Here is a 14,999-nt window from a genome sequence, read left to right as displayed (position 1 = left end):
TTCGTGGGGATTGCCACAGGCTTCGCGCTGGCGCCGATGCTGCGTCATGTGCTCCATTCCCTCCATGTCGGAGAGGAAGGGAGCAGAGATGATCGAGCCAGGCCTAAAGCCGGACGAGGAGCCGTTGGGCGATTTGACGGTTCGCACCATCGCCATGCCGGCCGATACCAATGCCAATGGCGACATCTTCGGCGGCTGGGTGATGTCTCGGATGGATTCGGCCGGTGGAATAGCCGGCGTCGATCGTGCACAGGGCAGGGTGGTGACGATCGCGGTCGAAGCCATGACTTTCATCCGCCCGGTCAAGGTCGGCGATGTCCTCAGCGTCTACACCCAAGTCGAATCCGTTGGCCGGACCTCGATGAAGATCCATGTCGAGGCCTGGGCGAAGCGCTTTCGGACGACCCTGCACGAGAAGGTCACCGATGCGACCTTCACCTTCGTTGCGATCGACGAGGACGGCCGTCCGCGGCCAGTGCCGCCGCTTCCGGGCGCATGAGCGCCGGGTTGCTGCCAGGTTTCTGCGATCACGCTAAAGGATTCTTCACTGCGCCAAGAGGTTGAAGCAGCGCATTAACAATTGTGACAGGGCCAGATGGTTCTTTCCATGGGTCAAACTCCATTGGACAACCATCGCCATGCATCGCTCGGTCGTTCTTCGTCTCCGCAAACTGAGCGTTTTGTCGTCCCGACTGCGCGGAGACGAACGCGGTGCCATTGCCATGATCTTCGCGATCCTGCTGGTTCCGCTGATCGCGCTCATAGGCGTTCTCGTCGATACGTCGCAGGCCCAGAATGCCCGCATCGATCTGCAAAGCGCCCTCGATTCGGCGGTTCTGGCCGCGGCCAAGCTGAACGAAAGCGACAGCGAGCGGATTGCCGCCGCGAACCGCTACCTAACGGCGGCCTTGCCGCCGGGCTTTCCCGGCACCGCCGTCATCTCCAGCTTTGCCATCGTCGACGGTGCGGCAGCGGTGAAGGGGGATGCGAGCGCGAACGTCAAGACAATGTTCGGCAACTTCATCGGAGGATCCTCGACCAAGGTCGCGACCACGGCGAAGGCGCTCATCGCACGGCCGCAGGTCCGCCATCTCGATCTGGTGATGTGCATCGACGCGACCGGGTCGATGCAGAACACGCTCAACGCGGTGAAGAACGCTGCCCTGAATTTCGAGAAGAATCTGAACGATGAGCTGAAGGCGAAGAAGATCGATCCCTTCGAGTCGATGCGGGTGAAGCCCATTTTCTACCGTGATTTCGGGGGCAATAGCGGCACAAAAAAAGACCCTCGGGACTATGGCGACCGGCCTCCCATGAAAGTGGGCGAGTTCTGGAGGTTGCCCGACCAGTCGACGCTCTTCTCGAACTTCGTATCGCCGGAACAGGCCAGCGGTGGCGGCGACCTGCCTGAATCGGGTCTCGAATGCGTCAATGAGGGCATGAATTCGAACTGGATCAAGAAGGGCGCGGCCGTGGTCGGTGGAGCGAGCGCAGGCCAGGTGATCACGGCATCGTTCAACGTCATTGCCGTCTGGACCGACGCCGATGCGCACCAGCCATCCCACAGCCAATCCCTGAAGAATCCTGATTATCCAGCAGCTGACATCATGCCACGGACCTGGACGGGTACGCCGCCCGCTGCCCCTGGCCTTAATTACAAGTGGAGTTCCAGCGTCAAGATGGATCAGGAAAACAGGATGCTGGTCTTCTTCGGCGATTCAGGCACGACAAACTGGTTGCCAGTCAGGAAGTGGCCCGGTTTCTTTCAAGGAGGCACGCTGACTGAAGGCAATACGCAGCTCGTCAAGAAGCTCGCTGAAGCCATCGCAACCAAAACCAAGATACCGACGTTGACGCATTGAGCCGGACCGGTGCGCGCCGGCCTTTCGAAGAGGTTAACGGAAGCTGAATCGCCCGTTCCATCGGGCGATTCAGAACAGGGCGCTCACTTAAGCGTTTTTTAAGCGCATGTCCCCGATCCTAGGGCTCAAGAAGCCTAACTCTAAGGGCTGACCTAAAGAGAGCTGGGGAACTGTTCATGCCTGATCAACGAGGCTCCTGCCGGGCCCCGCTGTCTGCGTCGCGGTTTCCTTCCTGAGGCCCCGCCGTCGCGCGCTGCATGCATCCCGGAGAACGACTATGAAGAAGGTCAAGAAGCCCACGCGGCAGCGCACGCCGCTGCGCGTCGGCATTGCCGCGCGCATCTATGCCGCGCTCGGCATTCTGACCGTACTGACGATCGTCGCATCCGCGGTCGCCTGGTTTTCCTATGGCCGGGTGAACCAGACGGTCAACGACATGATCGAGAACAAGATGCCGGTGGTCGAGCTGGCGCTCGAGCTCTCGCAGGCGGCGACGAAATCCACGGCACTCGCCGCGCGTTTCAGCGAAGTCCAGAATGCCAAGGAGCGGTCCGAGCTGACGGGAGAGCTCGATCTCATTGAAGCCAAGCAGTTCGAACTGCTGCGCAAGATCTCCGATCGCGGGCAGGACAAGGCAAAGGCCCAGAAGGCGATCGACGAACTTTCACGGCAGATCAACGATCTGAACGATCTGACGGGGCAGCGGTTGCGCAACTCCAGCGAGGCGCAGATCGCGATCGAGACCCTGGGAAAGGCCCGAGAGGACTTCGTCAGGGCTGTCGGAACCGAGGCTGAAGAGGCGAAGTTCAATCTTGCCTATGGCATCGAGAATGCGGCCAATCTGTCGGGCGACGAGCTGACCTCGGCTCTGAAATCGCTCGCCGGCCGCGATTTCACGGCCTTCGACCTGGCCAGAAGCCTACAGGCCGATGTCAGCGAGCTCGGCGGCATCCTGCGCGAGATCGCCCAGATCAGCGACAGCTCGCAGCTTGGAACCGCGCGCGAACGCTTCCAGGCCATTGCCAAGCTTGTCCGCACCGGCCTCGCCGACGCTGAGAAGATCGTGCCGAACCAGGGCCGCGTGCGCTCGGTCAATGCGATCCTCAACGTCGCCGAAGGAAGCAGCGGCCTTTTCGATGTGCGCGACCGCGACATCGTGACTCAGGGCGCAATCCGCGCCGGCCTGTCGGACCTCAATCGCGCGGCTGAAGTGGTGCGCCGCGAGGTCGAGACGCTGGTCAAGGCGGCTCGTGACGAGGCGCATTCCGCGGGCACGTCGACCGGCAACCTGATCGAGGACAGCAAGTGGTGGCTCGGCGCAATCGGCCTCGGCTCGCTGCTCGTCGCGCTGGCGCTCTCGCTCTTCTATGTCCGCCCGATGATCGTCGGCCGTCTCAACAAGCTGTGGACGGCGACACGGGCCATTGCCGATGGGCAGCTGGACGCAACCGTCGAGACCAAGGGCAATGACGAGATCTCGGACATTGCGCGCAGCGTGCTGCTGTTCCGCGACAATGCCTTGGCGCTGCGAGCCGCCGAAGCTGCGAAGATCGAGGACGAGGCCCTGGCGCAGCAGCGCCGTCGTGAGATGATGCAGGAGCTGGGGGAAGCCTTCGGCCAGGTGGTCGAGGCCGCGGCCGCCGGCGACTTCAGCCGCCGCGTCTCGGCAAGCTTCGCAGATGCCGAGCTCAACGCGCTTGCGGGTTCCGTCAATGCCCTGCTCGAAACCGTCCAGGCCGGGCTTTCGGAAACCTGCGAAGTGCTGGCCGAACTGTCGGCTGGCCAGCTCTCGACCCGGGTCAAGGGCAGCTATCACGGCGCTTTCGCCGAGCTCAAGGACGGCGCCAACGGCCTCGCCGAAGAGTTCGAAAGCACGCTCGCGCGTCTTTCGGATACGGTTTCGGCCGTGCGCAGTGCGACCAGCGAGATTCTCGATGGTGTCACCGACCTCGCCGAGCGTACGACGGAAGAAAGCAACGCTGTCTCGATGGCGACCAATCAGCTCGGCGCCTTCGCGGGCACCGTGAAGAAGACGGCCGACGAGGCCTCGCAAGCCATGGGCATGGCCGAGAGCGCCGAGCAGCGTGCCCAGCAGGGCGAAAAGGTCGTCGCCTCGGCGCTGGACGCGATGCGCCGCATCCGCGCGTCGTCGGACAAGATCTCGGAAGTCATCTCGATGATCGACGAGATCGCCTTCCAGACCAACCTGCTGGCGCTCAATGCGGCAGTGGAGGCGGCGCGCGCCGGCGACAGCGGCCGCGGTTTCGCGGTCGTCGCGGCCGAGGTGCGCAGTCTCGCGAAGCGCTCGGCGGATGCCTCGAACGACGTCAAGCGCCTGGTCGAGGCCGCGCATGGCGATGTCGCGGTCGGTGTCGGCCTCGTCGAGGAGACCTCGGCGATGTTCGAAAGTATTGTGTCCTCGGTCAACGATCTCTCCGGACTGATGAACGGCATCTCGCAAACGGCGCGGAGCCAGGCAAGCGACGTTTCCGCCATCAACAACGAGATCGACGGCATCGGCACGATGGCGCATCAGAATGCTGCGCTGGTCGAGGAGACGAATGCCGCGCTCGCACTGACGGATGAGCAGACCCGCGCGCTGACCGAACATATCGGGCGCTTCCAGTTCCGCGAGGGACACGTCGCCGGGCACGGCGGGGCGTCGGTCGCCCGGGCGGCCTGAGCGATCCACTGCATCCAACCATTGCTAACGGCCCCGCTCGCGAGACGCAGCGGGGCCGTTTCAGTTGCGGGGGCTGCCTGGGGTCTTGCGGGACAGAAGGCGAGGGTGTTAGGCGAAGAGCGGGCCGGTAGCTCAACGGTTAGAGCTCGCTGCTCATAACAGCGCCGGTGCCGGTTCGAATCCGGCCCGGCCCACCATTTCCCTCTCAATCACCTAGCGACGGCCGCCCTCGGGATTACGCCCCGTGCGATCGCGCATGCCGCTTTACAGCGATATACCAACCGCTTATCGCGATTGTGACGGATCGATGACATAACGAGGCGCCGATGCTCGGCTGGTTTCAGAAGCTCCTGCCCAAGGAGCCCAAGTTCTTCGACCTGTTCGAGAGCCATTCCAGGACATTGGTGGCAGGTGCCGCGGCCCTGAACGGCCTCCTCAGGGGCGAAACCCCGGTGGAGGCAGGTTGCACCGAGGTGCTTTTCCAGGAAAATCGCGCTGACGAGATCGCCGCGGAGGTAATGCTGGAAGTCGGCCGCACCTTCATCACGCCCTTCGACCGTGGCGATATCGAGGAGCTGATCGGTTCGATGGACGATGCCATCGACCAGATGCAGAAGACCGTAAAGGCGATCACGCTGTTCGAGGTTACGAGCTTCGAGCCCTGCATGAAGGAACTCGGGGCGGTCATCGTCCAGGCGTCCGAGCGCGTCGTCGTGCTGCTGCCGATGCTGCGCGACATCAAGAAACATGCGATTTCGATCGGCGCACTCGCCAAGGATATCCGGGCCATCGAGGAGCGATCCGACGAACTGCACGACCAGGGCCTGAAGGCGTTGTTCAAGGCGCACCAGACTTCGGACACGATGGGTTTCATCGTCGGCGCAGAGATCTACGACCATCTCGAGAAGGTGGTGGACCGTTTCGAGGATGTCGCCAAGCGCGTCAGCCGTATCGTCCTCGAACATCTCTAGGCGGTTGGCCCGGTGGATTTCTCAAGCGTCGCCTTTGCCCTGGTCTTCCTGATCGCGGTCGCGCTTCTGTTCGATTTCCTGAACGGACTTCACGATGCGGCCAATTCGATCGCGACCATCGTCTCGACCAGGGTTCTGGCGCCGCGCTGGGCGGTGTTCTGGGCTGCCTTCTTCAATTTCATCGCGTTCCTGTTCTTCGGCCTGCATGTCGCCGAGACCGTCGGGTCCGGCATTGTCCAGACCGCCATCGTCGATGACCGTGTCATCTTCGGTGCCCTGACCGGCGCCATCGTCTGGAATGTCGTCACCTGGATTGCAGGCATTCCGTCGAGTTCGTCGCATGCACTGATCGGCGGACTGGTCGGGGCCGGGCTGAGCAAGGCTGGCTTCTCGTCGATCGTCTGGTGGGGGCTCGGCAAGACCTTCGTCGCGATTTTCATGTCTCCGGCCATCGGCTTCGCCCTGGCGCTGGTCCTCGTCCTGATCGTCTCCTGGGTGTTCCTGCGCGTGGCCCCTATCAAGGTCGACAGCACCTTCCGGCTGCTGCAGTTCGTTTCGGCTTCGCTCTACTCGCTCGGACACGGGGCGAATGATGCGCAGAAGACGATGGGCATCATTGCGGTGCTGCTGTTCTCGCATGGCATGATGGGCGAGACGTTCTCGGTGCCGTTCTGGGTCGTCATCTCCTGCCAGGCGGCCATGGCATTCGGCACGCTCTGTGGAGGTTGGCGGATCGTTCACACCATGGGCTCGAAGATCACCCGGCTTTCACCCCAGCAGGGTTTCTGCGCGGAGACGGGCGGCGCGATCACGCTGTTCATGGCGACCTATCTCGGCATCCCCGTCTCGACGACGCATACGATCACAGGCGCGATCATCGGTGTCGGCGCCGCCCGGCGCGTGACGGCCGTGCGATGGGGGGTGGCTCGCGGCATCGTCTTCGCCTGGATCGTGACGATGCCGATGGCAGGACTGATCTCGGCTATCGCCTATTTTGTCTCCGGCCTGTTCCTGACCGGGCGGTGACCGGGATCAGGAGGCGCCGCCGAGGGGCGCTGAGTCTGCGCAACCCGCAGCGTCGGTCAATTCAACTTCAGCGCGCGGATCGCAGCCTTCAGGCCGGGCTCGTCGACAATCTCGGCAGCATCTTCAAGCGTGAACCAGTGCGAAAGCCGCTGATTGTGCTCGGCCCATTTTTCAAGCCGACGCTCGACATCAAGAATATAGAGCGCCACCTTGCAGAGAACGAAGTGGTCGCTCATCCGCTTCCAATAGATGTAGCGCCCCGCGGGCTTCTTGTGGGCCTTGCCGATCACGCCGGCTTCTTCGCGCGCTTCGATCGCCGCAGCCTCATGGTTCTTCTTGCCCTTGATGGGCCAGCCCTTGGGAACGATCCATCGCCGCGTCGTGCGTGTCGTGACCAGGAGAAGCTCCGGCTCCCCCGTCGGCGATCGGCGGATGGGGAGCGCGGCGATCTGCGAGCGCGGCTTCCCCAATCCTGACTTCGCCTTCTTCATCGAAACCTGTGCCCTCCCATCCGTAAACAGAACCTATGTTAGAAAGCCGGCAAATCAATATCGAATAGCCGTCCAACGCCTTAAAGGCCGTGGATTGACCGCCTCAGCGGTGATGGCCATGCTTCATTGCAGCGAAATGAACGCTCGAAGCCCTTGAGAGCCCGAGCGTCGGCTCCAGTCGGCAAGCGCGCTCGCCGATTGGCGGGTTCGTCGCGCGCCTTGCGTCCCATACAGGAATCAGCTGCCTTTCCCTAGCCTGCTGCTTAGGCAGACGTCGATCAGGCGGGGAGAAGGCGCGCCCCGATGCGCATGGCAGCGTCCTGCAAGGCATCGAGATGCGCTGGGCGCCCTTCAGGTGCGACGATCGAGGTCAGCGACGAGATGCTGAGTGCGCCGGCAAGCGCGCCGCTGCGGTCGAAGATCGGTACGCCGACGCCCGTCAAGCCAATGAAGAAGTCGTCGGCGGCCAGCTCCCAGCCTTGCGCGCGAATACGATCAGCCTCGCGCCAGAGCAGGTCGGGGTCCGTCTGGCTTGCCGGCGCGCGCTTTGGCAGTTCCAGGGCCAGTGCCTGTCGCCGCTGCGCCTCGTCGAGATAGGCCAGGATCACCCGTGGGCCGCCGCCGCAGTTCAGCGGCGCCTGAGCACCGACCGCGAACCATGTCGCATCGACATGCGGCAGTGAGGCGCGCACGCGGTCCACGCAGAGTGCGCGGCCCGAGATATGAACCCATAGGAACGAGGTCGCGCCGGTCTTCTCGGCGATCTCGGTCAGATAGGGGCCGGCCACGTCCCGAAGCTCGCGCCCGGTCGTGACGGCGCTGCCGAGTTCGATCAGCCCGACCGCCAATGCATAGGTCTGCGAGCGTTCGTCGTGCTCGACCAGTTCGTTGAGCTGCAATGTCTGCAGCAGCCGCCGCGTCGTGCCCTTGTCGAGTCCGACCTGGCGAGCGAGCTCGCTCAGCCCGAGGCGTGGTTGCTCGGGGCGGAAGGCGCGGAGCAGGGCAATGGCCCGGTCGAGCGCCCTGACGATCGGGACGCCCGGCGGAAGTTTCGCGGTCCGGCTGTCGCCTGCGCTGTTCATCGGCCCTCTCGCAGCGCCAATCGCCCGATCTTTCATCGTGTCGTCTAATAACACGCCATGTCAGTCATTGACACGAATTTTGACTCTGGCTTTCAATGGCGCGGAGCTTGCTAATCGGCACATGTTCGGGTGCGATCCCGGTAGGCCGCGATGCCAGTCGAAAAGAGAGGCCGTGCCCGGTGCGCTCACGCAGCTGCCGGAACCGGCACAGGGGAACGGGAGAACAACGATGACCGGATTGAGACTTGGCCTGGCGCTTGCCGCTTCAGTGCTCGCGCTCGGGGCAGCCACCGCGCAGGAGCCGAAGAAGGGGGGCACCGTGCATGTCGTGGTGCAGCCCGAGCCTCCAATGCTGATGCAGGGGCTGAACCAGAATGGCCCGACCAACATGGTCGCCGGCAATATCTACGAGTCGCTGCTGCGTTACGACGAGAAGCTCAATCCGCAGCCATCGCTCGCCAAGAGCTGGGAGATTTCTCCTGACGCGAAGGTCTACACCTTCAAGCTCCAGGAGGGCGTGACCTGGCATGACGGCAAGCCCTTCACGGCGGACGACGTCGTGTTCACCCTCGATAAGTTCCTGCGCGAGGTTCATCCGCGCTGGCGGCCGATCGTCAACGCTCAGGTCGAGAAAATCGAGAAGGTCGATGATCTCACGGTCAAGATCACACTGAAGCAGCCCTTCGGCCCGATGATCATGACCCAGGAAGTCGCTTCGGCGCCGATGATCCCGAAACACATCTATGACGGCACGGATTATCGGGCGAATCCGGCGAACAACACGCCAATCGGCACCGGTCCGTTCAAGCTGAAGGAGTGGAAGAAGGGCTCCTATATCCACCTCGTCAAGAACGAGAACTATTGGCTGAAGGGCAAGCCGAACCTCGACGAGATCTACTGGCAGATCATCCCGGATGCGGCGGCGCGCGCGGTGGCGTACGAGACCGGCAAGGTCGACGTGCTGACCGGGGGCTCTGTCGATGTCTACGACGTGGCGCGGCTCTCGAAGCTGCCCAATACCTGCATGACGACCAACGGCTGGGAGATGTTCGCCCCGCATGCCTGGCTGACGCCGAATGTGCGCAACGGCATCCTCGGCAACAAGCAATTCCGCCAGGGCCTGATGTACGCGATCGATCGCGAATTCGGGAAGGATGTGGTCTGGGGCGGGCTCGGCAAGCTGCCGACAGGGCCGATCTCGTCGAAGACGCGCTTCTACTCGTCCGACGTGCCGACATATGCTTTCGATCCGGCGAAGGCGAAGGAGCTGATCAAGGCGTCTGGCTACAAGGGCGAGACGATCAAGCTGCTCAACCTGCCCTATGGCGAGACCTGGAGCCGTTGGTCCGAGGCGATCAAGCAGAATCTCGAGGATGTCGGGGTCAAGATTCAGATCGAAAACACCGACGTGCCCGGTTGGACCCAGAAGGCCAGCAACTGGGACTTCGACCTGAATTTCAACTTCCTCTACCAGCTCGGCGATCCGGCGATGGGTGTGGCGCGCAGCTACATCTCGAGCAACATCGCCAAGGGTAATCCCTTCGCCAATGTCGGCGGGTATTCGAACCCGGAGGTCGACAAGCTCTTCGCCGAGGCGGCCGTCGCGCCGACAGATGCGCAGCGCCAGGAGCTGTATACCAAGGTGCAGAAGCTGCTGGCAGACGAGCTGCCGGTACTTTGGCTGCTCGAGATGGACTTCCCGACGATCTATCGCTGCAACGTCAAGAACCTCGTCACCACCGGCATTGGCGTGGATGACGGTTTCCGCGACGCCTGGAAGGAGTGAGGCCATTGCCGTCCCGGACGTCGCGTCGCGGCGATCCGGGACGACATGACGCCACTACTCTGTGACGCGCCTCTTCCTGAAGACCATCCCGGGTTTGAGCGTGCTCCTTTCGGGGAGACGCGGACCGGTCATCTTGCCCGTCCGTAGCGCCGAAGGATTTTGATGAACCTCGCTCAATTTCTCGCGGGCCGGCTGGTGAAGGGGATCGTCGTCCTCTTCGCCATCGCGATCCTGAATTTCTTCCTGATCCGCGCCGCACCGGGCGATCCCGCGCAGGTTCTCGCGGGAGAGGCCGGTGCGGCCGATGCGGTGCTGCTCGAGCAGTTGCGGGCGCGCTTTGGCCTCGACCAGCCGCTGATCCAACAGCTCTGGATCTATCTCAAGGGCTATGCCTCGCTCGATCTCGGTTTCAGTTATCGCCAGCAGAGGCCCGTGCTCGAGCTGATCCTGGACCGACTGCCCGCGACCCTGCTGCTGACCGGCGCAGCCTTTCTCGTCTCGCTGGGGTTGGGCGTCCTGATGGGCGCGCTTGCGGCGCGGCGTGCCGGGCGCTGGCAGGACAGCGTCATCACCACGCTTGCCCTCGTCTTCTACGCGACACCGCTCTTCTGGATCGCGCTGATGAGCCAGATCGTCTTCTCGCTGAAGCTCGGCCTCGTGCCGAATGTCGGCTTCGAGACGATCGGCGCGAACTATACCGGCCTCGCTCGGGCGCTCGATATCGCGCAGCATCTCTTCCTGCCGGCGCTGACGCTCGGATTGTTCTTCACGGCGCTCTACGCGCGAATGATGCGGGCCTCTATGCTGGAGATTGCCGGTGCCGATTTCGTCAAGACGGCGCGCGCGAAGGGGCTTTCACCCGGGGTCGTCTCGCGCCGGCATGTCGCGCGCAACGCTATCCTTCCGGTCGTGACGCTGGCTGGCCTGCAGGCGGGCCAGCTCGTCGGCGGGGCCGTGCTGACCGAGACGGTCTTCGCCTGGCCCGGCATCGGCCGCTTGATGTTCGATGCCCTGGTGCAGCGCGATTACTCGGTGCTGCTCGGTGTCTTCTTCGTCTCGTCGGCCATGGTCGTCGGCTTCAATATCCTCACGGACCTGGTCTACCGGCTGGCCGACCCGCGCATCGAGGCGACATCATGAGCTTCCTTAAGCGTTTCGCGCGCAACCGCGGGGCGGTGGTCGGGTTGATCATCCTGCTCGTCGTCATCGTCTTCGCCTTGCTGGCGCCGTCGCTCTTTCCACAATCGCCATGGCGCACGGTCGGCCGTCCGTTCCTTGCACCCTTCGCCATGGAGCGCTTCCCGCTCGGCACAGATACGCTGGGGCGCAACATCGCTTCAGGGCTGGTGCATGGCGCGCGTGTCTCGTTGATGATCGGCGTGGTCTCGACGGTGGTCGCGCTGCTGATCGGCGTGCCGCTCGGCGCGATTGCAGGCTATGCGGGCGGCTTCGTCGATGATGCGTTGATGCGCTTCACCGAGTTCTTCCAGACGATCCCCAGCTTCGCACTCGCCATCGTCATGGTCGCGATCCTGCAACCACAGCTTGGTTCGATCGTGCTCGCGATCGGGGTAGTCAGTTGGCCGCCCGTGGCGCGACTGGTGCGTGGCGAGGTCCTGTCGCTGAAGACGCGCGAATATGTGCAGGCCGCCGTGACGATCGGCCAGTCGACGCCGCGCATCATCTTCAGCCAGGTGCTGCCCAACACCATCGCGCCGATCATCGTGATGGGCTCGCTGATGATCGGCTCGGCGATCCTGCTCGAATCCTCGCTCTCCTTCCTCGGGCTGGGCGACCCCAACCTGATGAGCTGGGGCTATATGGTCGGTGCCGGGCGCACTCGCCTGATCGATGCCTGGTGGATCAGCTTCTTCCCCGGCCTTGCTATCTTCCTCACGGTTCTTGCGCTCAATCTTGCCGGCGAGGGGCTGAACGACGCGCTGAACCCGCGTCTGGCGCGGGGGAGGGAGTGATGACGACGCCCGTTCTCGCGATCGAGGGATTGAAGCTAGCTCTCCCGGCCCTCGCCGACCGCGCCTTCGCGGTCGAGGATGTCTCTTTGACCATCGCTCCCGGTGAAACGCTCTGCGTCGTCGGCGAATCCGGCTCCGGCAAGTCGATGATCGCGCATGCGGTGATGGGGCTGCTGCCGAAGGCGGTGAAGCCCGCTGCGGGTGCGATCCGCCTTGCGGGTCGCGATCTGCTGGCGCTCGACGAGGCTGCGATGCAGGACGTGCGCGGCCGTGAGGTCGGCATGATCTTCCAGGAGCCGATGACCTCGCTCAACCCGGTGATGCGGGTGGCCGACCAGATCGTCGAGACGTTCGAGGCGCATGGCCTGCACAGCAATGCCGAGCGCCGTGCCCGTGCGCTCGCGTTGCTGACCGAGGTCGGCCTGCCCGACCCCGAACGCTTGGCCAAGGCCTATCCGCATGAGCTTTCCGGCGGCCAGCGTCAGCGCGTGATGATCGCGATGGCGCTCGCACTCGAGCCGAAGCTCCTGATCGCCGACGAGCCCACCACCGCGCTCGACGTGACCACGCAGGCGCAGATCCTGAAGCTGATCGACAATCTGCGTCGCAAGCATGGAACGGCGGTGCTCTTCATCACCCATGATTTCGGCGTCGTTGCCGAGATCGCCGATCGCATCGCCGTGCTGCAGCAGGGCAAACTCGTCGAGGAGGGCACGGCCGATGCCGTGCTGTCGCAACCGAGGCACGACTACACGAAGCGGCTGCTCGCGGCCGTGCCGTCGATGACGCCGCCGGAGCGCCCGCCGATCGCCGAGACCGTGCCTGTGCTGAGCGTCGAGAAACTCGGCAAGGTCTATCGCAAGCGCAGCTTCTTCCGGCCCGGTCGCGAGGTGAAGGCTGCCGACGATATCAGCTTCACCCTGGCTCGCGGCGAAACGCTTGGGTTGGTTGGCGAATCCGGGTCGGGCAAGTCGACGGTCGGGCGCTGCTGCCTCAGGCTGATCGAGCCCGATGGCGGGCGGATCGCCCTGGGAGACCTCGTCCTGAGTGATCTCGGTCCGGCAGCGCTGCGCGAGCATCGCAAGCGCATCCAGATGGTCTTCCAGGATCCGTTCGCCTCGCTCAATCCGCGCCAGACGGTAGGGCGGATCATCTCGGACGGGCCGGTGGCCCATGGCACGCCGCGCGCGCAGGCGCTCGGGCGGGCAAGGGAGCTGCTTGAGCTCGTCGGCCTCTCGGCCAATGCGATAGACCGCTACCCGCATGAATTCTCGGGCGGGCAGCGCCAGCGCATCGGCATCGCCCGCGCGCTCGCGCTCGAGCCCGACGTGCTGGTCGCGGACGAGGCAGTCTCGGCGCTCGACGTCTCGGTTCAGGCTCAGATCCTGACGCTGATCAAGGATATCCAGCAGCGGCTCGGCCTGGCGATCCTGTTCGTCACGCATGACCTGCGCGTGGCTGCGCAGATCTGCGACCGCATCGCCGTGATGCAGCGCGGGCGTATCGTCGAGACCGGCCCGACGGCTGCGCTCTTCGCCAATCCGCAGCATGACTACACGCGCCAACTGCTCGCCGCCGTGCCCGGCGGCCGCCGCTTCGCGCTGTGACGCAGCCTTGCCGGCCATTGCCTCATCGTCCTGGTCGGGCCTGTCCCGACCATCCATGTCCACACCTGCCATCCGCGTCGCGAGGCGCGGATGCTCGGCACAAGGCTGAGCGTGACGGCGAGCACCTGCTTGCCGCCTAACCGACCGGAGACCTGCCCATGCCTCTCGATCCCGCGCTTCGCGACCGCATCCTTGCCTCAGTGGAGGCCGGCTTTGCCGAGCAAATCGCCTTCACCCAGGAGATGATCCGCTTCGGCTCGCTGCGCGGGCAAGAACACGCGGTGCAGGATTTCGTCTTCCGGGCGCTGAAGGGGCGTGGCTTCACGATGGACCGCTTCGGAATGGATCGCGAGGCGATCGCGGCCCATCCCGGTGGTGCGCCGTTCTCCGATGAGCATTCGGATGCGCCGATCGTCGTCGGCATCCATCACCCGCGCGAGGAAAAGGGGCGCTCCCTGATCCTGCAGGCGCATGTCGATGTCGTGCCGACCGGGCCGGACACGTTTTGGACGCATCGGCCCTTCGACCCGGTGATCGAGGGAGATTGGCTCTATGGCCGTGGTGGCGCGGACATGAAGGCTGGCCATGCCGCCAACCTGTTCTGCCTCGACGCGCTCCGGCGCATCGGCCTGCAGCCGGCGGCCACGGTCTACGTGCAGTCGGTGGTCGAGGAGGAATCGACCGGTAACGGCGCGCTGATGACGCATCTGCGCGGCTACAAGGCCGATGCGGTGCTTATCCCCGAGCCAGAGGAGGAAATGCTGGTGCGCGCCAATACCGGTGTGCTCTGGTTCCAGATCGAGGTGCGTGGCGTGCCGATGCATGTGCGCGAGATGGGCGCGGGCGCGAACGCGATCGACGGGGCCTATCGCGTCATCGGGGCGCTGCGGAAGCTCGAGGAGGAACTCAACGCGGAGAAGGCCGGACGCGAGCATTTCGAGGACGTCGCCCATCCGATCAACCTGAATATCGGCAAGATCGAGGGCGGCGACTGGGCCTCCTCCGTGCCGTGCTGGTGCAGGATCGACTGCCGCATCGGACTCTATCCCGGGGTCAGCGCCGAGGAATTGGCGAAGCGGATCGAGGCCCGCGTGCTGACGCATGCGCGTGGCGATTCGTTCCTCGCCAACAATCCGCCGAGCGTGACCTTCAACGGCTTCTATTCGGAAGGCTATGTGCTCGAACCCGGCAGCGAGGCGGAGGCCGTGCTCGGCCGGGCGCATCAGGGCGCGACCGGCAAACCACTGAAGAGCTTCATGACGGCGGGCTATCTCGATACCCGCGTCTACGCGCTCTACGACAAGATTCCGGCGCTGTGCTATGGCCCGATCTCGGAGAACATCCACGCTTTCGACGAGCGGGTTAGCCTCGCCTCGCTGAAGCGCATCACCGGAACCATGGCCCTGTTCGTGGCCGAATGGTGCGGCGTCGAGAGCGTCCCGGAGTGACGCCGCGCGGCGGCCGGGGCGATAAACGTGCATCGGCTCCTGCGCGATTTGGCATGACGATGGCGCCGCC

The 14,999-nt window shown here is 64.0% G+C and carries 12 protein-coding genes and 1 tRNA gene; 11 read left to right on the top strand and 2 right to left on the bottom strand.

Features of this window, described 5'->3' with window-relative positions; translation table 11 throughout:
- The first annotated feature begins 88 nt into the window (after nucleotides 1–88).
- The 6 genes from AC1DIO_RS02715 (at nucleotide 89) to AC1DIO_RS02690 (ending at nucleotide 6,542) form a co-directional block, all read left to right on the top strand.
- The gene (locus AC1DIO_RS02715; RefSeq protein WP_441505289.1) at nucleotides 89–499 is read left to right on the top strand and encodes an acyl-CoA thioesterase; all 411 of its coding nucleotides are present in this window, start codon (nucleotides 89–91) and stop codon (nucleotides 497–499) included.
- A gap of 223 nt (nucleotides 500–722) precedes the next feature.
- Nucleotides 723–1,862 carry a TadE/TadG family type IV pilus assembly protein gene (locus AC1DIO_RS02710; RefSeq protein WP_476775153.1) on the top strand — a complete coding sequence of 380 codons (1,140 nt, stop codon included), beginning with the start codon at nucleotides 723–725 and terminating at the stop codon, nucleotides 1,860–1,862.
- 277 nt (nucleotides 1,863–2,139) lie between these two features.
- Nucleotides 2,140–4,545, top strand: a complete 2,406-nt coding sequence (locus AC1DIO_RS02705; RefSeq protein ID WP_441505291.1) for a methyl-accepting chemotaxis protein — start codon at nucleotides 2,140–2,142, stop codon at nucleotides 4,543–4,545.
- A 121-nt stretch (nucleotides 4,546–4,666) separates the two neighbouring features.
- Nucleotides 4,667–4,742 (top strand) — tRNA-Ile (locus AC1DIO_RS02700).
- Between the two features lie 129 nt (nucleotides 4,743–4,871).
- On the top strand, nucleotides 4,872–5,516 hold the full coding sequence (locus tag AC1DIO_RS02695; protein ID WP_441489375.1) for a DUF47 domain-containing protein: 645 nt from the start codon (nucleotides 4,872–4,874) through the stop codon (nucleotides 5,514–5,516).
- 12 nt (nucleotides 5,517–5,528) lie between these two features.
- Complete coding sequence (locus AC1DIO_RS02690) at nucleotides 5,529–6,542, top strand: inorganic phosphate transporter (protein ID WP_441505292.1); 1,014 nt, start codon at nucleotides 5,529–5,531, stop codon at nucleotides 6,540–6,542.
- 56 nt (nucleotides 6,543–6,598) lie between these two features.
- Here the strand turns inward: AC1DIO_RS02690 and AC1DIO_RS02685 are convergent, their stop codons facing one another.
- Both AC1DIO_RS02685 and AC1DIO_RS02680 read right to left on the bottom strand, forming a co-directional pair.
- On the bottom strand, nucleotides 6,599–7,033 hold the full coding sequence (locus tag AC1DIO_RS02685) for an NUDIX hydrolase (protein WP_441489374.1): 435 nt from the start codon (nucleotides 7,031–7,033) through the stop codon (nucleotides 6,599–6,601).
- A gap of 278 nt (nucleotides 7,034–7,311) precedes the next feature.
- Complete coding sequence (locus tag AC1DIO_RS02680) at nucleotides 7,312–8,115, bottom strand: IclR family transcriptional regulator (RefSeq protein WP_441505293.1); 804 nt, start codon at nucleotides 8,113–8,115, stop codon at nucleotides 7,312–7,314.
- 229 nt (nucleotides 8,116–8,344) lie between these two features.
- Between AC1DIO_RS02680 and AC1DIO_RS02675 the strand changes: the two genes are divergently transcribed.
- From AC1DIO_RS02675 to AC1DIO_RS02655, 5 genes are all read left to right on the top strand, one after another.
- Nucleotides 8,345–9,901: an ABC transporter substrate-binding protein gene (locus AC1DIO_RS02675; protein WP_441505294.1), complete on the top strand. Its 1,557-nt coding sequence runs from the start codon at nucleotides 8,345–8,347 to the stop codon at nucleotides 9,899–9,901.
- 162 nt (nucleotides 9,902–10,063) lie between these two features.
- Complete coding sequence (locus AC1DIO_RS02670) at nucleotides 10,064–11,041, top strand: ABC transporter permease (protein WP_069879759.1); 978 nt, start codon at nucleotides 10,064–10,066, stop codon at nucleotides 11,039–11,041.
- Entirely contained in the window at nucleotides 11,038–11,874 is an 837-nt protein-coding gene (locus AC1DIO_RS02665) for an ABC transporter permease (protein WP_441505295.1), read from the top strand. Before AC1DIO_RS02670 ends, AC1DIO_RS02665 begins: the two co-directional genes overlap by 4 nt.
- On the top strand, nucleotides 11,874–13,481 hold the full coding sequence (locus tag AC1DIO_RS02660; RefSeq protein WP_441505296.1) for an ABC transporter ATP-binding protein: 1,608 nt from the start codon (nucleotides 11,874–11,876) through the stop codon (nucleotides 13,479–13,481). Before AC1DIO_RS02665 ends, AC1DIO_RS02660 begins: the two co-directional genes overlap by 1 nt.
- A 158-nt stretch (nucleotides 13,482–13,639) precedes the next feature.
- On the top strand, nucleotides 13,640–14,929 hold the full coding sequence (locus AC1DIO_RS02655; RefSeq protein WP_441505297.1) for an ArgE/DapE family deacylase: 1,290 nt from the start codon (nucleotides 13,640–13,642) through the stop codon (nucleotides 14,927–14,929).
- Nucleotides 14,930–14,999 lie beyond the last annotated feature (70 nt).

The sequence above is a fragment of the Allobosea sp. 05T439 genome (genome assembly GCF_056396005.1).
Note: the sequence above shows the minus strand (reverse complement) of the source record. Positions and strands in the feature narration are given on the sequence as shown.